General features: G+C 69.1%; 15 protein-coding genes. 4 read left to right on the plus strand and 11 right to left on the minus strand.

The window, feature by feature from the left end:
- Nucleotides 1-6 precede the first annotated feature (6 nt).
- A complete protein-coding gene (locus V3596_RS13430) occupies nt 7-981 on the minus strand; it encodes an AraC family transcriptional regulator (protein ID WP_334278272.1) in 975 nt (324 codons plus the stop codon).
- Nucleotides 982-987: 6 nt separating this feature from the next.
- Nucleotides 988-1,518 (minus strand): OsmC family protein, encoded by a 531-nt coding sequence (locus V3596_RS13435; RefSeq protein ID WP_334278273.1) that lies wholly within the window; start codon nt 1,516-1,518, stop codon nt 988-990.
- Nucleotides 1,519-1,695: 177 nt separating this feature from the next.
- Here V3596_RS13435 and V3596_RS13440 point away from each other — a divergent pair, with 177 nt between their 5' ends.
- Both V3596_RS13440 and V3596_RS13445 read left to right on the plus strand, forming a co-directional pair.
- The gene (locus V3596_RS13440) at nt 1,696-2,511 is read left to right on the plus strand and encodes a class I SAM-dependent methyltransferase (protein WP_334278274.1); all 816 of its coding nucleotides are present in this window, start codon (nt 1,696-1,698) and stop codon (nt 2,509-2,511) included.
- Nucleotides 2,512-2,519: 8 nt separating this feature from the next.
- Nucleotides 2,520-3,365: a class I SAM-dependent methyltransferase gene (locus tag V3596_RS13445; protein WP_334278275.1), complete on the plus strand. Its 846-nt coding sequence runs from the start codon at nt 2,520-2,522 to the stop codon at nt 3,363-3,365.
- Here V3596_RS13445 and V3596_RS13450 read toward each other — a convergent pair.
- The 6 genes from V3596_RS13450 to V3596_RS13475 form a co-directional block, all read right to left on the minus strand.
- Nucleotides 3,344-6,301 (minus strand): adenosylcobalamin-dependent ribonucleoside-diphosphate reductase, encoded by a 2,958-nt coding sequence (locus tag V3596_RS13450; RefSeq protein WP_334278276.1) that lies wholly within the window; start codon nt 6,299-6,301, stop codon nt 3,344-3,346. The genes V3596_RS13445 and V3596_RS13450 overlap by 22 nt on opposite strands.
- A 230-nt stretch (nt 6,302-6,531) precedes the next feature.
- Nucleotides 6,532-7,383: an alpha/beta fold hydrolase gene (locus V3596_RS13455; protein ID WP_334278277.1), complete on the minus strand. Its 852-nt coding sequence runs from the start codon at nt 7,381-7,383 to the stop codon at nt 6,532-6,534.
- 9 nt (nt 7,384-7,392) lie between these two features.
- Nucleotides 7,393-9,603 (minus strand): TonB-dependent receptor, encoded by a 2,211-nt coding sequence (locus V3596_RS13460; RefSeq protein WP_334278278.1) that lies wholly within the window; start codon nt 9,601-9,603, stop codon nt 7,393-7,395.
- Between the two features lie 240 nt (nt 9,604-9,843).
- Complete coding sequence (locus V3596_RS13465) at nt 9,844-10,629, minus strand: 3-hydroxybutyrate dehydrogenase (RefSeq protein ID WP_334278279.1); 786 nt, start codon at nt 10,627-10,629, stop codon at nt 9,844-9,846.
- Between the two features lies 1 nt (nt 10,630).
- The gene (locus V3596_RS13470; RefSeq protein WP_334278280.1) at nt 10,631-12,154 is read right to left on the minus strand and encodes an AMP-binding protein; all 1,524 of its coding nucleotides are present in this window, start codon (nt 12,152-12,154) and stop codon (nt 10,631-10,633) included.
- A complete protein-coding gene (locus tag V3596_RS13475; RefSeq protein ID WP_334278281.1) occupies nt 12,151-13,317 on the minus strand; it encodes an acetyl-CoA acetyltransferase in 1,167 nt (388 codons plus the stop codon). Before V3596_RS13475 ends, V3596_RS13470 begins: the two co-directional genes overlap by 4 nt.
- Nucleotides 13,318-13,415: 98 nt before the next feature.
- Between V3596_RS13475 and V3596_RS13480 the strand changes: the two genes are divergently transcribed.
- Nucleotides 13,416-13,997: a LuxR C-terminal-related transcriptional regulator gene (locus V3596_RS13480; protein ID WP_334278282.1), complete on the plus strand. Its 582-nt coding sequence runs from the start codon at nt 13,416-13,418 to the stop codon at nt 13,995-13,997.
- A gap of 49 nt (nt 13,998-14,046) precedes the next feature.
- Here the strand turns inward: V3596_RS13480 and V3596_RS13485 are convergent, their stop codons facing one another.
- The 3 genes from V3596_RS13485 to V3596_RS13495 form a co-directional block, all read right to left on the minus strand.
- Nucleotides 14,047-15,261: a sensor histidine kinase gene (locus V3596_RS13485; RefSeq protein ID WP_334278283.1), complete on the minus strand. Its 1,215-nt coding sequence runs from the start codon at nt 15,259-15,261 to the stop codon at nt 14,047-14,049.
- Entirely contained in the window at nt 15,252-15,962 is a 711-nt protein-coding gene (locus V3596_RS13490; RefSeq protein ID WP_334278284.1) for a response regulator transcription factor, read from the minus strand. Before V3596_RS13490 ends, V3596_RS13485 begins: the two co-directional genes overlap by 10 nt.
- Nucleotides 15,963-16,024: 62 nt before the next feature.
- Nucleotides 16,025-16,897 carry a dioxygenase family protein gene (locus V3596_RS13495; protein WP_334278285.1) on the minus strand — a complete coding sequence of 291 codons (873 nt, stop codon included), beginning with the start codon at nt 16,895-16,897 and terminating at the stop codon, nt 16,025-16,027.
- A gap of 144 nt (nt 16,898-17,041) precedes the next feature.
- On the opposite strand from V3596_RS13495, the gene V3596_RS13500 reads away from it, so the two are divergent.
- On the plus strand, nt 17,042-18,460 hold the full coding sequence (locus V3596_RS13500) for a hypothetical protein (protein WP_334278286.1): 1,419 nt from the start codon (nt 17,042-17,044) through the stop codon (nt 18,458-18,460).
- The last annotated feature ends 45 nt before the right edge of the window (nt 18,461-18,505 follow it).

Consider the following 18,505-nt stretch of genomic DNA (forward strand, 5'->3'; position numbering starts at 1 on the left):
CGTGCGTCAGGCTCTGCTGGCCGGCTCCCATGCCTGCCGACGGCGCCAGGCCGCCGGCGGCATGCCGTACTCGCGCCGGAAGGCCCGGCTGAAGGCGGTGTCGGTCTGGTAGCCGACCTCCTCGGCGATCTGCGCCAGCGGCGCATTGCTGCGCGCCAGCAGATTGGAGGCCAGCAGCATGCGCCACTGGGCCAGGTACTGCATCGGCGCCTGACCCACCAGCTGTGCGAAACGCTCCGCAAGCACGGAGCGTGAGGTGCCAGCGGTGCGCGCCAGCTCCTCCAGCGTCCAGCAACGGGCCGGTTCGGCATGCAGGGCGCGCAGCGCGGCGCCGACGATGCGGTCATTCACGCCGGCCAGCCAGCCGGTGTGCTGGCTGCTCTGTTCGAGCATGTAGATGCGCAGCACCTCGATGAACAGCACCTCGGCCAGTTTGGCCAGCAGCCCCTGGCCACCGGGCCGCGGCGAGCGTGCCTCCACCAGGGCATAGCGCACCGAACTCTCCAGCCAGAGGCCGGCATCCGAGCCGCGCACGCTGACCTTCAGCAATGGTGGCAGGCCGGCCAGCAGCATGCGGGCCAGCCGCGCGTCGCAGGCCAGGTAGCCGCACACCAGCTTGGTGGTCGCCCCGCCGCCGCCATAGTCCAGCAAGCGCGGCCGGCGCGCCAGCACCTCGTCCAGCCGCGCGCCCGCTGCCGGCGGCAGGCCCGGCGCCGAGCCCATGCGGTGCGCATCACCCTGCGGGAACACCACCACGTCGCCCGCCACCAGGCGCTGTGGCGCGGCATCGCCGATCTCGACCCAGCATTCGCCTTCGGTGATCATGTGGAAGATCACCACCCGCTCTGCCGTCGGTTCCAGGTGAGGCGCAGCCGAGTCGGCATGCGGCGCCTGATAGCACCACGGTGCGGTGAAGCGGCCGTGCAGGAAGATCGCCCCCACCAGGCGGACCACGCGCAGCGTCTGCGAAAGAGCGTCCATGCCCGCTCAGCTCGCCACGTCCACGTGCAGCGCCAGCGGCATGGGCTGCTCGACGGTGCAGCCCACCGGCGAGCAGCGGGCCGTCCATTCAACCAGGGTGCGCAGCCGTTCGGCAGGCACGCCGGGCGCACCGATGCGCACATGCAGGGCGATCTCCAGCGGCTGCGCCGGCACCGCGCTGCCGTCGGCCTCGGGAATGAGCAGCATGCCGCGCGTATCGGAGCGGCTGCTTGCGCGCGCCTCCAGCGTCTCCAGCCGGATGCCCTCGGCGGCGGCGGCCATCGCGATGCGGGTCACGGCGCAGGAGGCCAGACCCGCACGCATGAACCAGCCGGGCGTCGGTGCGCCGTCTTCGCCGCCGATCTCGGCGGGCATGTCGGTCAGCAGCTCATGGCCGGCGTCGTGCAGCACGCGGGTGCGCAGGCCGCCGTCCCAGCGCGCGGTGGCGGCCGCATCGTCATGAATGCCGGCCTGAGGCTTGCGACGCAAGGCGGCGCTGACTCTGTCGAGAGCTGTGGCTATCCGTTCCATGCTCATGGCGTGCTCCCTTCAGATGCGTGCGGCGATTCTGCAGCCGAGCCCGTCGGTGCGCCAGAGCCGCCGCCGACTGATCGCAATACGGACGCTCGGTCAGGAGCCGCCGACGATCAGGCAGGACGGCGGGTCGGCCGCGCAGCGACAGTGGCGCACCCATCCTCACCTCGGGAGAACCGCATGAACACCGCAGTCATCGACCTTGCCGCCGTCAAGACCCGCCAGCAAGCTGCCTGGGGCAGCGGCGACTACGCAATCATCGGCACCACGCTGCAGATCGTCGGCGAGATGCTGGCCGAGGCCGTGGACCTGCGCACCGACGAGCGCGTGCTCGACGTGGCGGCCGGCAACGGCAATGCGACGCTCGCGGCTGCACGGCGCGGCTGCCTCGTCACATCGACCGACTATGTCGGCACCCTGCTGGAGCGCGGCGCCGAGCGTGCGCGCGCCGAGCGCCTCGCCGTGACCTTCCAGACCGCCGATGCCGAGGCCCTGCCCTTTGCCGACGCCAGCTTCGATGCGGTGCTCTCGACCTTCGGCGTGATGTTCACCCCCGACCATGCCAAGTCCGCCAGCGAGATGACCCGCGTGGTCCGCCCGGGGGGCCGCATCGGCCTGGCCAACTGGACACCTGACAGCATGGTCGGCCGCCTGTTCAAGCTGCTGGGCCGCTACGTGCCGCCACCGGCCGGCGTGCAGCCGCCTGGGCTGTGGGGCACCGAGGCCCATCTGCGCGAGCTGTTCGGCGACAAGGCCGCAAAGCTGCAGATCACGCCCCGCGACTTCGTCTTCCGCTACCGCTCGGCGGCACACTTTGTCGAGGTGTTCCGCAACTGGTACGGACCGGTGCACAAGGCCTTCGCCGCCCAGACGCCCGAGAAGGCCGAGGCCCTGGCTGCCGAGATGGCCGAGCTGCTCGAAAACCTCAACCGCGGCGGCCCGGGGTCCCTGGTCGTGCCTTCGGAATACCTGGAAGTGGTCGTCACTCGGGCGTGAACGAGGCCATGGACGAGCGCCTGCAAGGCCGCATCCAGCGCTATGGCTGGGACCGGGCGGCGCCAGCCTATGCGCGCCATTGGCACGGCCCGCTGGCCGGCTTGCAGCAGCAGTTGATGGCGCTGGCCGCACCCATGCTCGGCGAGGCGGTGCTCGACGTGGCCTGCGGCCCGGGCCTCATGGCAACAACGGCCGCGCTGACCGTCGGGCTGGCCGGTCGGGTGCTCGGTGTCGATCTGTCCGAAACGATGGTGCAGTCCGCCCGGCGGCACGCCGAGGAGTCAGGTTGCAGCCAGGCTCGCTTTGCGCGCATGGATGCCCAGCAACTCGCCCTGCCCGATTCCAGTTTCGACCTGGCGTTGTGCTCACTGGGGCTGATGTATGTGCCCAACCCGCAGGCCGCCTTGCGCGAGCTGTATCGCGTGCTGCGCCCTGGCGGCCGGGCGGTGCTCGCCGTCTGGGGGGAACGCGCCAGCTGTGGCTGGGCGCCGCTGTTCGGCATCGTCGACGCCGAGGTGCAGAGCGAGGTCTGCCCGCTGTTCTTCGGCCTCGGCCAGGGCGATGCGCTGGCCCGCGAATGCGCGTCGGCCGGTCTGCTCGTCAGCCTGCAAAGGCGGCGCCGCGACTCACTGGACTATCGTGACGGCGATGCGGCTTGCGCTGCGGCATTTGCCGGTGGGCCCGTGGCACTGGCCTGGTCGCGCTTCGACACCACGGTGCGAGAGCGCGTCCAGGCCCGCTATCTGCAGGCCCTGGCGCCATGGCAAGACGCCCAAGGCGGCTACCAGGTGCCGGCGCAATACATGATCGTCGCAGCGCAAAAACCGCTGCCTCATCCGCACTGCCCCACGTAGCCACATGCGGTGCAGAAGTCACAGCCGTCCTTGTGGATCATGGTCGAGTTGCCGCACTCCGGGCAGGGCTTGCCGGCTTGTGGCCGCACGGTGGCGGCGGCCGCCTTGTCGCTGATGATCGGTGCCTGCAAGAGGCCCATCTCCACGAGGGGCAGGCCCTGCTCATCCAGCACGCCGAGCATGGCATAGCGGTGAATGATGAGCCGTGCCACATAGGCCACGGTGGAAGGCCAGACCTGCTGGCGGCGCTCCCCTGAAAGGTTGGGCACCGGCGCCATGAAGTGGCCCAGCGGCTCGCCAACGTTCAGGAGCTTGCGCAGCTTCATGCCAATCCAGGCCGGGTCCATCACGCGCATGTCCAGGCTCAGCAAACGCGCCATGCCGTCCAGCGCCTTCGGATAGTTGCCCGAGAAACCCATGGCGCAGGGCCGCGTGACCTGGCCGCCTTCGGGCGTGGGCAGGCTCACCTCTTTCAAGGTGAGCGTGAACTGCTCGCCGGTGGCGGGGTTGTCGACGTCGACCGCCCAGGCCAGGGTGCCGGAGGTGCCGGTGCGCGGCTCCTCGCGGCTGAACATGGCATCGATCACCGGCGTCGGGCCGCCCTCCTGCAGGGCGCCGAGTTGCTCGCAACGCCAGCGGATGACGGCCGCGGTGGCGGCAACCACGCCGGGGAACAAGCGCGGTTCGCCGCCCGGCGGCATCGGCATCTCGAACGCACGCTCCTCGGCCACGGTGGTCAAGGCATCGAGCTTGAGCTTGAGCCAGGCGGCGTCGTTGGTGCGCAGGTCCATCGACAAGGTCTTGGCCACGGCCGACAAGCCACGCGGCTGCTCGGCGCCGTTCACCCACACCTCGAACGGCAGGTTCTTGCCGAACAGGCCGGCGTCCGGCCCCTCGGCCGGCAGCTCGCCAACGAAGAGCGCGAAGTCGCCGTGCGGATGGCGAATCATGTAGCTCCAGGCCGGATTGCCACCGGGCAGCTCGGGCCGGCTGGGCCAGCGCAAAGAGGCCATCACCGCCTTGGGCAGGCGCTCGACGCGCAGGCGCTGGTTGCTGCCGTCCACATCGGTGACCGGGCGCAGCGGTTCAGGCACGGCCGTAGGCTCGACGCTCAGGATGGAACCCAGCACCGAGTTCGGCCGATAGGTGGCCAGGCCCTTCAGCCCGCTCTTCCAGGCTTGCGTGTAGAGGTCCTGGAAATCGGCATAGGGATAGTCGGCCGGCACATTGACCGTCTTCGATATCGACGTGTCGATGTAGGGCGCCACGGCAGCCACCATCGATGCGTGGTCGGCCGCGCTGAGCTCCAGCGCGGTGACGAAGGCCGGCGTCAGCGGCGTGTCGGCGCCATACAGATGGCGGAACAGGCGCCAGGCGTGGTCTTCCACCGCATATTCCTTGAAGCCGCCGTCGGGCATGCGCTTCTTGCGGGTGTAGAACCAGCTGAAGGCCGGCTCGATGCCATTGCTCGCGTTGTCGGCAAACGCCAGGCTGATGGTGCCGGTGGGCGCGATGGACAAGAGGTGAGAGTTGCGCAGACCTTGCGCGCGGATCTTGTCTTTCAGGCCCTGCGGCAGGCGCGAGGCAAAGCTGCCGCCGGACAGGTAGAGGTCGGCGTTGAAGAGCGGGAACGCGCCGCGCTCGGCGGCCAAGTCGGCGCTGGCCTCATAGGCCGCGTTGCGCATCACCTCGCTGATACGGCGCGCCATGTTGCGGGCAGCCTCGGTGTCGTAGCGCAGGTTCAGCATGACGAGCGCATCGCCCAGGCCGGTGAACCCGAGGCCCACGCGGCGCTTGTTGCGCGCCTCGTTCGCCTGCGCAGGCAGGGGCCAGGGCGTCACGTCGAGCACGTTGTCGAGCATCCGCGCTGCGAGCTTGCAGACCTCGGCGAAACCGGCCTCGTCGAACACTGCCTGGTCTTCGAACGCATGCTCGACAAAGCGGGTCAGGTCGATGGAGCCGAGGCAGCAGCAGCCATAGGGGGGCAGGGGTTGTTCAGCGCACGGGTTCGTCGCCGAGATCGACTCGCAGTAATGCAGGTTGTTGTCGGCATTGATGCGGTCCAGGAAGAGCACGCCGGGTTCGGCGTGGTCGTAGGTGGAGCGCATGACCTGGTCCCACAGGGCTCGCGCAGGCACGCGGCGGTAGACCCACAAACCATCCTTGCGCTGGTAGGCGCCGCCTTCACGCTGCGCGGGGCCCGGCTCGGCCTTGTGCACCAGCTCGACCTCGCCGCCGGCCTCGACGGCCTGCATGAACACATCGGTCACGCCGACCGAGATGTTGAAGTTCTTCAGGTCGCCCTGGTCCTTGGCGTGGATGAATTCCTCGATGTCAGGATGGTCGCAGCGCAGGACGCCCATCTGCGCGCCGCGCCGCGCGCCGGCGCTCTCCACCGTTTCGCAGCTGCGGTCGAACACCCGCATATAGCTGACCGGGCCGGAGGCACTGGAGCGCGTGGCGCCGACCCAGGCGCCCTTGGGACGGATGCGCGAGAAGTCGTAGCCGACACCGCCGCCGCGGCGCATCGTCTCGGCGGCTTCGGTCAGCGCGGTGTAGATGCCGGGATGGCCTTCTTCCAGCGAGGCGATGGAGTCGCCCACCGGCTGGACGAAGCAGTTGATCAGCGTGGCCGCGAGCTCGGTGCCGGCGGCCGACATGATGCGGCCCGCAGGCACGAAACCGCGCCGCTGCGCCTCGACAAACTTCGCCTCCCACTGCGCGCGCTGCTCGGGCGCTTCCGCCTGCGCCAGGGCTCGCGCCACGCGCAGGCGCAGCGTCTCGATGTCGAGCTCCTCGCCCTTGGCGTATTTCTCGATCAGCACCTCGGCGCTGATGTCCTGCGCAGGCAGGCTGGCGGCATCGGCGCGGGGCTTGGGAAGGGTGGCGATTTCAGAGGACGGGGTGGCGGAAGCGGGGAACTGCGGACTGCTCATGGGACGGAACTCCGGCTGCGATTGGCGGGATGGATTCAGGGCGGGTGCACAGCATCATGCACCCGCCGGAACGCTCCGCCACCGAAGAAACTCTGATCCTCCTCAAGGGCTGTGAGAAGACCCGCAGTGCAAGAGAAGGACTGCAAATGGAAGTGGCGGAAAGCTTTCCGGGGAAAGTTTTCCGCCACTGTACATCCATACAGTTGCCGATGGGCAATTCCGTGCTTGCTTCAGGGATTGTTTCGATCCAGGAAGTCCTGGATCGCCTGGCGGGCCAGCGCCTCGTCCAGCGTTGGCGCGTGGCCGCGGTCGGCAATCTCCAGGGCCTGCAGCGTGGGCAGGCGCTCACTCATGGCCTGCAGCGTGGCGGGTGCCAGGATGTCGGACAGCGCACCGCGGATCGCCAGCACCGGGTGCGCGCCCAGCAGCTGGAACAGCGGCCACAGATTGGGCGCGGCACTGCCGTTGGCCACGCCCTGCGAAATGGTGGGGTCGTAGTCCAGCAGGACCTGCTCGCCCTCCATGATGCAGGTGTTCATCACCATGGCCAGCCAGTCCGCCCGCTCGTAGTCGGGGAAGGCCTCGCGGTTGATCGCGGCAATGCGGTCGATGGCCTCGTTCAGGCTGCAAGGCTCATGCTGCTTGCCCACATAGCCGGCGATGCGCGCAATGCCGCGCGGGTCCAGCTCGGGGCCCACGTCGTTCAGCACGATGGCATGGACGCGCGCCGGCTGCATGGCCGCCAGCATCACTGCCATCAACCCGCCCAGCGAGGTGCCGACGATGCTGACACGCGGCAGTTGCAAGAGGTCCAGCAGGCCCAGCATGTCGACGCAGTAGCGGTCGGGCCGGTAGCGCGTCGGGTCGGCATCGCGCTGCGAGTGGCCCCGGCCGCGCAGGTCCGGGCAGACCACGCGGTAGCGCGTGCTCAGCACTTCGGCCAGCGCGGCGAAGTCCTTGCTGTTGCGCGTGAGCCCGGGCAGGCACAGCACGACCGGTGCGTCCGGTGCCGGCCCTGGGTAGTCACGCGCATACAGCCGCAGCCCGTCGTCGCTCGAGTAATAGCGATCGAGATAGGGCATGCGGCGCCCTTAGAACTTGTAGGTCGCCGACAGCGACAGCGCGCGCGGCGGGCCGTAGTAGCCGCTCAACACGCCCAGCGAGGGGATGTTGTAGCCGTCGGTGCGGTAGGCCTGGTTCGTCAGGTTGTTGCCTTGCAGCGAGAACGTCCAGTTGCGGTCACGCTCCCACACCAGGCCGGCATTGACCAGGGTGTAGGCGCGCTGGGCGATGGCTTCGCTCAGGTCCGTCGTCGGATAGACCTTGGTGCGGTAGCTCAGCCCCACGCGCGAGCGCAGCAGGCCGCCCCAGGGCGCGGCAGCCTTCGCTTCGATGTTGAAGGCGGCGCTGAACTTGGGCGTGTTGGTGAACCACTTCGTCGAGGCCACGTTGACGCCACGGTCCAGGTACTCCTTGTACGTGGCATCGGTGGTCGCGACATTGCCGCTGAAGGTCCAGACCTGGTCGGGCCGCCATGCGAACTCGAGCTCGAGGCCCTTCACGTCGGCCTTGCCGGCGTTGGTGAAGTCGCCGAAGAAGCCCTGCGTGCCGTTGGCCATCGTGTAGGACGTGAACACCGACAGCTGCACGTTCTTGTACTTGTTCATGAACGCGGCTGCATTCAGCTCGAAGCGGCCGCCGTCCAGGCTCATCTTGGAACCGAATTCCAGCGAATCGAGCGTTTCGTCTTCGAAGGGCTTGCTGGAAGCGGGCACTGCGGCCGTGTTGGCACGCACGTTGTAGCCGCCCGACTTGAAGCCGCGTGAGAGGCTGGCGTACAGGTTCGTGGAGTCGCTGAGCTTGTAGTCGACGCCGATCTTGGGCGCGGTGTTCGTGACCTTGCGGGTCTTGTCGAAGTCGGCGCTGGTGGCCGTCACGGTCGTGAAGCTGTCGTTGCTGTAGCTGCGGTTCAGCACGATGGCATGCTTCTCTTCCTGCGTGTAGCGCACACCGGCGCTGGCGCCCAGGCGCGGCGAGAGCTTCCAGCTCCAGTCGGCATAGACCGCTTCGCTCTTGGTGTAGACGCGGCCGTTGGTGTCGCCGAACAGCAGGTTGAAGAAGTTGTTGCGCACCTGGCCGCCGGCGTTGCCGTCGAAGGTGTAGAAGCCGATCACGCCGTTGCTGCCGTTGCCGTCGTAGCTGAACTGCAGTTCGTTGCTGCGCGACTTGTCGGAGTAGTTGGCCAGCACGTCGGCGGTCTTGGCCGTCGTGCCGTCGAAGTCGATGCCGGTGGCCGTGTCAGACTGGCGCTGCGCGGTGATGAACTTGGCCGCCCAGGCGTCGCTCAGGTTCCAGGTGGCGGTCACCGAATTGCCCTTGGAGGTGGTGCGGTTCTTGTTCGCCATCGCCGTGCTGATGTCGAAGTCGCTGACCTGCGGCGGGTTCGCATTGAGGCGACGGAAGCCGCGCATATTGGACTTGTCGCGGGTTTCGTCGGCGCTGACCTGCAGCGTGAACGGCAGGCTCTTCGGGAAGTAGCCGACCGAGACACGACCGGCCTGCGTGTCCTGGTTGGAGACGTCGCTGCCGTCCGCCAGGTTCTTGCCGTAGCCATTGCGCTTCAGGCTGGCCACGGCCACGCGGCCGCGCAGCTCGCCGCTGTCGCTGCTCAGGTTGGCCGAGCCCTTCACGTTCATCTGGCCATAGCTGCCGACGGTCATGCCGATGGAGCCGCCGTTCTTGTCCTCCAGCGGCTTGGAGACGTACTTGACGGCGCCGCCGATGGTGTTCTTGCCGTACAGCGTGCCTTGCGGGCCGCGCAGCACTTCGATGCGCTGCACGTCAAACACTTCCAGCAGCGCGCCCTGCGGACGCGCGATGAACACGTCGTCGAAATAGATGCCGACGCCCGGGTCCACGCCCCACAGCGGGTCGGCCTGGCCGACGCCGCGGATGAAGGTGGTCAAGGTGGTGTTGCTGCCGCGCGCGGCATAGACGCTCAGGTTGGGCACCTGGCCTTGCAGGTCGCCGAGGTTCTTGATGTCCTTGCTTTCCAGCGCGGTGGCCGACAGCGCGGTCACGGCCACGGGCACGTCCTTCAGCGTCTCCTCGCGGCGGCGGGCGGTCACGGTCACGGTGTCCAGCGTGGTGACCTCGGCCTTGGCCTTGTCGTCGGACGGCTTCTTGTCGGCAGCCGCCTGCTGCGCATGCGCTGCGCCGCTCAGGGCCAGGGCCGCGGCCAGGCCGAGTGGCGAAAGACGCCAGAGGGAGGAAGGGGAAATCGAGGACGGACGAATGCTCATGTTGTCTCCGTTGTTGATCTGAAAGCGACTGGCGTCTGAAGCGCCATGACAGTTCTCCCTGCGCAAAAGCTGTGCCCGGATGCGCCACCCTGGTGCAAACCACTAGAGGCCTTGCCGTCTGCCCAGGCAAGCAGCCACGCCGGGGGCTGGACCCGGCACTTTCGGTGTCTGCCAGGTCGGATTTCGGTGGATCTGCACTGCCTGGAATTCAGGCAATGCCTGGGATTCAGACAGCCTCTTTCACTGGGCTGTCCAGCCTCCATCCACGGGCAAGGCCACGCCGGTGATGCCGGCGGCCGCCTCGCTGCAGAGGAATACCGCCACGTCGCCGATGCGCGACGGGGGCAGCAGGGTCAGGTTTGGTTGCTTCTCGCGCAGCAGCTCGCGGATGCCGGCCTGGCGGTCGCCGCCGAGCTGCGCCGCGCGGGCATCGATCTGCGGCTGGATGATGGCGGTGTCGGTCCAGCCAGGGCAGATGCAATTGACCGTGACGCCCTCGGCCGCCGTCTCCAGGGCCACGCCCTTGGACAAGCCCACGAGTCCATGCTTGGCGGCCAGGTAGGCACTCTTGTTGACCGAGGCCACGAGGCCATGCACCGAGGCGATGTTGACGATGCGGCCCCAGCCCCGGGCGCGCATGCCGGGCACCGCAGCCTTCATCGCATGGAAGGCCGCGGAGAGGTTGATCGCAAGGATTGCGTCCCAGCGCTCGGCCGGGAATTCGGCAATGCCGCAGGTGTGCTGGATGCCAGCGTTGTTGACGAGGATGTCGGGCGGCGCCAAGGCCTCGGTGGCCGCGGCCACGAGGCCGGCAGCGGCTTGCGCATCGGCCAGATTGGCCGGCACGTAGGCGGCGCGCACGCCGTGGGCTTGGGCCAGCGCTGCGGCAATCTGCTGGCCGGCGGCCAGCGGCTCGATGCCGTGCAGCACCACGTCGGCGCCAGCGGCGGCCAGTTGCTCCGCGATGGCGCGGCCAATGCCCTGCGTCGCCCCGGTTACCAGGGCGGTCTTGCCTTTCAGGCTCATCTCATGTCTCCAGTGCTTGTGTGAGTCGTTCGCGCAAGGTGGTCTTCAGCACCTTGCCGTAATGGTTCTTGGGCAGCGCCGCGACGAACTCGTAGCGCTTGGGCCGCTTGAAGCGGGCGATGCGGGCCAGGCACAGCGCGTCGAGCGCGGCCGCATCCACGCCGCCCTCGGCCACGACGAAGGCGACCACGATCTCGCCCCATTCGCGGTCAGGCTGGCCGACCACGGCCACCTCGTGCACGCCGGGCACGGCCAGCAGCACTTCCTCGACCTCGCGGGGGTAGATGTTGGAGCCGCCGCTGATGATCAGGTCCTTGCTGCGGTCCTTCAAGGTCAGGTAGCCGGCCTCGTCCAAGGCGCCCATGTCGCCGGTCCAGAGCCAGCCGTCGCGCAGCGCCGCGGCGCTGGCCTCGGGCCGCTGCCAGTACCGCTGCATCACGGTCTCGCCGCGCACCAGCACCTCACCGACCTGCCCGGCCGGCAGGGGCCGGCCTTCTGCGTCGGCCACACGCACCTCGACCAGCAGCTGTGCCCGCCCCACCGAGGCGACGCGGGCAAGCCACTGCGGATGCGCGGCGTCGGCCAGGTCCTCGCGGGGCAGCGCAGTGATCGTCATCGGCGATTCGCCCTGGCCATAGATCTGCACGAAGCAGGGCCCCATCACGCGCAGCGCCCGCTGGATGTCTTCCAGGTACATCGGGCCGCCGCCATAGACGATGGTCTTGAAGCCAGTACCGCCACTGCCGCAGCGCTCGGCCTCGTCTACCAGGCGCCGCACCATCGTGGGCGCGGCGAACAGGCACAGCCGGCCCACGTCGCGCGCCAGCGCCAGCAGCTCGGCCGGCTCGAAGCCCTCCGACACCGGCACCACATGGCGGGCCGCCCGGGCCACGAAGGCGAAGTTGTAGAGGCCGGCGCCATGCGACATCGGTGCGGCATAGACGATGGCATCGTCACTGCAGACGCTGGGGTCCACGTCCGAGAAGTAGCAGGCGGTCATGGCCAGCAGCATGCGGTGGCTCTGCACCACGCCCTTGGGCTTGCCGGTCGTGCCCGAGGTGTAGAAGAGCCAGGCGAGGTCGTCGGGCTCGACCGGCTGCAGCGCCAGCGGCGCTTGCCGTAGCGCCTCCGCGTAGGCGGTGCTGGCGGGCACCAGCAGGTTCAGCGACGGCAACGCCGCCCGCACCTCTTCGCGGAACGTGCTGCTGATACAGGCCAGCCGCGCACCGCTGTCCTCGACGATGTAGGCCAGTTCCTGCGCATGCAGCTTGGCATTGACCGGCACCGCCGCCAGCCCGGCCCACCAGCAGGCGTAGAGCAGCTCCAGATAGGCCGGTTCGTTGCTCATGAACAGCACGACCCGGTCGCCCGGCGCCAGCCCGTGCAACTCGCGCAGCGCGCACGCCAGCCGCGCCACCCGGTCGGCCAGCTCGGCGTAGTTGTGCAGCACCTCGGCGCCGAGCAGCAGCGCGGGCCGCGCCGGTTGCAGCGCGGCCGCGCGTTCGAGCAGGGTGGCGAGGTTCACTTCAGACGCTCCAGCACGCTCACATAGCTGGCCACGGCCGAGCCGCCCATATTGAACACGCCAGCCAGTTGCGGATCGGGCAGCTGCATCTCGCCGGCCTCGCCGCACAGCTGCATCGCCGACAGCACGTGCATGGACACCCCGGTCGCTCCGATCGGATGCCCCTTGGCCTTGAGGCCGCCACTCACATTCACCGGCAACCGGCCGTCGCGCATGACCACGCCCTCTTCGAGCAGCCGGGCGCCCTGCCCTGCCGGCGCCAGGCCCATGGCCTCGTAGCTGAGCAGCTCGGCAATCGTGAAGCAGTCATGCACCTCGGCGAAGCTCAAGTCGTCGACCGCGCAGCGTGCGGCCGAGAGCGCCTGAGTCCAGGCGCGGCGCGGGCCCTCGAAGCTCACGGCGTCGCGGCGCGACATCGGCAGGAAATCGTTCACCTGCGCACGGCTGCGCAGGCGCACTGCGCGGCGGAAGTCGGCGGCCAGCGCCTCGTGGCAAAGCACGATGGCGGCCGCGCCATCGGACACCAGCGAGCAGTCGGTCTTGCGCAGCGGCGCAGCGATCAGCGGGTTCTTGTCGGAAACCGTGTTGCAGAACTCGAAGCCCAGGTCCTTGCGCATCTGCGCGAACGGGTTGCGCACGCCATTGGCATGGTTCTTGGCCGCGATGCGTGCCAGCGTCGCGCCGTGGTCGCCATGGCGCTCGAAGTAGGCCTGCGCCATCGTCGCGAAGATGCCCGGGAACGTGAGCCCGGCCGCCGCCTCCTCGCGCACATAGGAGGCATTGCCAAGGATGCGCGTGGCCTCCGCGCCGCTGACCGCCGTCATCTTCTCGGCACCCACCACGAGCGCGATGCGGGCGCGGCCGGCCTCGATGGCATCCGCTGCGGCGTAGAGCGCCGCGGCACCGGAGGCGCAGGCGTTCTCGACCCGCGTGGCCGGCGCCCAGCGCAGGCCTGGGTCGGCCTGCATCACCAGAGAGGAGGCGAAGATCTCGGGCACGAAGCCGCCGTTGAGCTGCCCGAGCCAGACGCCGTCGACCTTCTCGCCAGCCAGGCCGGCGTCGGCCAGCGCGCCCTGCGCCACCGTGCCGATCAGTGATTCCAGGTCCAGGGCGTCCAGACGCCCGAAGGGGCTGTGCGACCAGCCGACGATGCAAATTGCCATGGTGTCAAATCCGCGCTTCGCGCCCGATCGGCGCCGACGGATTTTGAGAAATCGCAGCGCCGCGCGAAACACGTACAACTACGTCAGGACCCTTACCGATGCCACGCCACCCGACCGAGCCGCCCGACGGCATGGACCTCGACACGCTGGCCCTGGCATTCGAGTTCGCGCCGGTAGGCCTGTGCGTCTCGCAGGACCGTCGCATCCGCCGTTGCAACCAGGCCTTCGGCGAGATGTTCGGCTACGCGAGCGACGAGCTGGCCGGCCAGTCGCTGGCCCTGCTCTATCCCTCGCCCGACGAATTCGAGCAGATCGGCGCCCAGGGCCTGGCCGTGATGCAGGACACCGGCCGCTACAGCGACGAGCGCATCATGAAGCACCGCAGCGGGCGGCTGTTCTGGGTCCATGCCTCCGGCCAATCGCTGCAGCGCGACACGCCGTTCGCCTGCGCCGTGTGGATGTTCGAGGACATCTCGGCCCGCCGCGCCGTGACCAACGACCTCACGGTGCGTGAGCGCGAGATCGTGCGGCAGCTGGCGGCCGGCGCCAGCAGCAAGCAGATCGCCCGCGTGCTGGGCATCAGCCCGCGGACTGTCGAGGGGCATCGGGCCCGCATCATCCGCAAGGTCGGCGCCAGCAGCGCGAGCGAGATGCTGGCGCGCCTGATGGGCCTGGTCTAGGAACGCCCGACCTTGTGCGGCCGGCCAGCGCGCGACGGATGCGGATCGATCAGGCCAGCACGATTTCGGCTCGCAGGCCCCCAGCTTCGCGGTTGCTGAGCGTGAGCGTGCCGCCCATGCGCTGCGTCAGGTCGCGCGCAATGTAGAGGCCCAGGCCCATGCCGCCGGTGTGGCGGTTGCGCGAAGCGTCGACACGATAGAAGGGCTCGAACACCGTCTCCAGCTGGGCCGGTGCAATGCCGGGGCCGCTGTCTTCGATGCTGATGCGCATGCCGCCGCGCTCGTCGCGCACCAGCCTCACATCGGCGCGGCCGCCATAGCGCAAGGCATTGCCGATCAGGTTGCCCAGCACGCGGCGCAAGGCTTGCGGCTGGATCTCGCGGACCAGGCTTTCGCCCTGAAAGGTGACGGCCTGGCCCTGCTCGGCCAGGTCATCGCACATCGATTGCAGAAACGCGGCCACGTCGCTGGCCTGCGGCGCCTCGGCCGCGCCGCTGTCGCCGCGGAACACCTCGAGCACCGTGTCCACCAGGGCATTGATCTCGCGGATGTCGGTCACCGAGCGCTGTAGGGGTTCGGCGGCCAAGTCCATGGTTTCGAGCCGCATGCGAAGCCGGGTCAAGGGCGTGCGCAGGTCATGCGAAATGGCCGACACCATCAGCGCGCGCTGGCTGAACTGGCGGCGCAGTTGCAGGGCCATGCTGTTGAAGACTCGCGCAGCCTCCCGCACCTCGCGGGTGCCGCGCTGCTCGTCCAGTTGCGGTGGCGCCCCACCGGCATCAGGGCCGCTGCGGATGCTGGCGGCCAGGGCGTCGGAGGCCTTCACCAGCTTCTTCACCGGCACGGCGAGCCAGCGCGAGCCCCACCAGGCGGCCAGCGCAATCACCAGGAGGCGCACGCCGTAGTCCAGCAAGAGCACCTCGGTGGGCAGGCCGGGGCTGCGGCGCGGCAGCGGGCCGGTGCCGCCCATGTCGGGCCGCAGATCGGCGCCCTCGTCAGGCGGGCCGGGTTCGTCCCGCATCGGCGCAGGCGCTGGTCGGTCACCGCCAGGAGAGCGCGCGTCGGGAACGCCCGGCGTGGGCGGCAGCGAGGGGAAGGTCGGCAAGGAGCCCGGTGCCATGCGGCGCTCGTCACGCTGGTCGCGCTGGTCGAGATGCACCAGGCGCACGGCCGCATAGGCCAGCAGATGGCTGCCCACCAGCGCCGCCCACATCAGGAGGAAGAGTCGCTTGGCCAGGGTGTCGGTGAACCAGCTCAGGCGCATGGGGAAACCCGCACGTCAAATAGATAGCCCTCGCCCCGCAGCGTGCGTATCAGGCGCGGCTCCTTCGGTGAATCGCCCAGCTTCTGGCGCAGGCGCGAAACCGCCAGGTCGATGCTGCGGTCATTGACCTCGACGCCCGGCGCCCGGCTCATCTCGATCAATTGCTCGCGGCTCAGCACCCGGCCGGGCCGCTCGACAAAGGCATTCAGCAAGCGGTACTCGGCGCTCGAGAGCGCCACCACCACGCCGGCCGGCGAGACCAGCTGGCGCAAGAGCCGGTCGAAGCGCCAGCCCTGGAACTGCAGGCTGCGCTCGGACTCGGCCAGGCGCTCGCCCTTGTTCAGGCGGCGCCGCACCGCGTTGATCCGCGCCACCAGTTCGCGCGGCTCGAAGGGCTTGGCCAGGTAGTCGTCCGCACCCATCTCCAGGCCCAGCACGCGGCTGATCGGGTCGCCCTGGGCGGTCAGCATGATCACCGAACTCTCCGGATGCTGCTGTTGCAGCCATTGGCACAGCGAAAGGCCGTTCTCGTCAGGCAGCATCAGGTCGAGCACGATCACGTCGAAGCTGGCACTGTTCATCTGGCGCCGCATCTCGCGGCCGTCGGCAGCCATGCTCACCTGCATGGCAAAGCCCTGCAGGTACTGCTGCAAGGAGCCGCGGATCTCGGCATCGTCATCCACCACCAGCACGCGGGTCATCCCGTTCTCCGAAGTGCCCGGCGGGCAATCCGGAAACGATAACCCAGGCGCCATGCTGCGGCTCACACCGAGATGCCCACCGTCAGCGTGGCCGCATAGCCGGCGGCGACCGAGCCGGTCAGCGTGGCGAGCTGGGTGCTGTAGCCGTCGCTGAACACGTTGTCGCTGGCAAAGCTGATGCGGGCAAGATTGCTGACGCTGGCGCTGTAGCCACTGGCACTGCTGTAGACGGTGGAGCAGACATCGGTCGGGAAGGCCACTTGCGAGGTCTTCAGCTTGTTCGAGAACGAGGTGGCCGCCGCACTGCTGCGGTAGACCTCGAAATGCATGTGCGGCATGCGGCCGTCGTAGCAACCGGGGAAAACGGTGGTGAAGGTGACCGTGCCGTCGCTGCCGGTGACCTGCACGCCACGCAGATAGTTCTCCGCCGTCACGCCGCTGGAGTACATGGAATAGCGGCCTTCGCGGTCGCAATGCCAGAGGTAGATCGCATAGCCAGCGAGGTCTGCGCAGGCGCTGCTCGTGTTCACCAGGCGCAGGGTGATCGTCAGCGGCACGCCGCCCGCCGTGCCGCTGGCGCCAGCGATGCTGGTGCGGATGTCGGAACGCAGGATGCCGCTGAGCATCAAGGCATTGGCCACGCCCCCGACCGAGCTGTTGGAGCCGTCGCCGGGGTAAGGGCCGGCGGTTTCTTCGGGAATGAGGCTGCAGCTGCCGGTCGGTGTGGTGGTCGTACCGCCAGTCGTTCCCGTGCCCGAGCCGCTGCTGGTCGTGGTGGTGCTGCCGCCGGCGGAGTCACCGCCGCCGCCACAGCCCAGCAGGCCCAGCACACCGGTGCCGGCCAGCCAACCCAGGGCACGGCGGCGCTGGTGCATGAGCTGGTCGAGGTCGTGGGCCAGGCCCAGGTCGTGATCTTGGTGAGGTGGCTGCTGCATCGCTTGCTCCTGTTCGAATGCCTGGCCGCCATTGCAACGCCCGCCCTTGTCCACCGTTTGCCCGATTTGTGTCGGCATTGACATCCGGCACACCCGCGATGCGTGACACTAGGGCCTGATCCGCTGTCAGCCCTCCTGAAACCCGTGCTCCTGTCGCTGCGACAAGTACCGCCCATCGTTGCCTGGCCCCAGGTCGCGCGCCCGCCGACCCGGCTGGAGCAATGCCTGCTGCTGGCCTTGCTGATGCATGGCCTGCTGGTGGCATGGCTGGGCTCGGCGCCCGGCTCGGCGCGGCCGGGTGAAGGCATGTGGGGTCGCATCAATGTGACGCTGCGAGGCGAGCCCGGCCCGCAGCGCGACGGCAGCGACAGCCCGGCTGCGCCGAGCAAGCAGCTTGCCGAGGCCGCAGCGGACAAGACACCGCGCATCGGCGGCAAGGTGCGCACCGAAGCGCCTGCCACCGATGCCGCGCCCGGGGCGGCCCGCATCGGCCAGACCAATCCAAACCGCGAAGAAGAGACGCTGAGCCGAATTGCAGATACCGCGCCCGGCGGCCAGCTGCAGCCCCTGCCCAGCGAGAAGCTCGGCGCCGCCAGTCTCAGCGTCAACAGCGCAGCGCCGCCCACCCTGCCGCCCACGCCGCAGCCGCAGCTGCGGGGCCAGGTCAGCGCGGTGTCGCAAAGCAGCTTGCAGAAGCTGCCGGCCCTGCCCTCCAGCGCCGAGGTCGCGGTGACCGCACCCAGCCTGAGCCCCAGCACCCGCGCAGTGGCGCCGCCGGAAGCCTCGACCCTGAAGGCCCTGCCCAGCAGCCTGCCTTCGGCCACCAGCGTCACCAGTGCGATTCCCGAACTGGCGGCCGCGCCCAAGCCAGTCTCCCGGCTCAGCGAGGCCGCCGCCAATCCGCTGATCGCCAAGCCATTGCCGGCCTTGCCCAACCGCGTGCAAACCGCAGACACCGTGCTGCCGGCCCTGCCCCAGGCGCCGACGCCGGTGGGCACGATCAGCGCGACAGCGGCCCCGCAAACGCCGAGCAAGCCGCTGCCCAGCATGCCTGCGGCGGTGCAGGCCAGCACCGCGCCGACGCTGGCGCCCTTGCCCGACACGCCCAAGGCTGGGCCCGAGCCGGCGCAGGCAACAGCCGCAAGCCAAGCGCCGGCAGCCCCGCCTACAAGCAGCACCTCACCAAGCAGCACCTCGCCAAGCGCCAACGAAGCACCGCAGCGCACCGTCACCAGCCCCGGCGCCAGCAACGCGCCGGCGGTGGGCGCGCCGGACGCCGGCAGCCGCGTCGGTGCCGACCTGGCCCTGCCCCCGGCGCCCGGTGCCAGCGCGCCCAGGCTGGACCTGAGCCTGCCGCGCACCGGCGGCCCCCTGGCCCGCCAGGGCGTGAAGGGCATGCTGGACGTGCTGCCGGTGCCGCCCGACAAGAAGACCAAGCTGGAGCAGGAGGTCGAGGCCGCCAAGCGCGCCGACTGCCGCCGTGCCTATGAACAGGCCGGCATCCTCGCCGTGGTGCCGCTGGTGCTTGACACCGCCCGTGGCAAGGGCTGCACCTGGAAATAGGCAGGCCCTTGTCCAGCATCAAGTGCCGCGAGCCGGCACGATCTG

Origin of the sequence: Roseateles microcysteis, assembly GCF_036880965.1 — a bacterium.
In the GTDB taxonomy this organism is placed as follows: domain Bacteria; phylum Pseudomonadota; class Gammaproteobacteria; order Burkholderiales; family Burkholderiaceae_C; genus JAUASW01.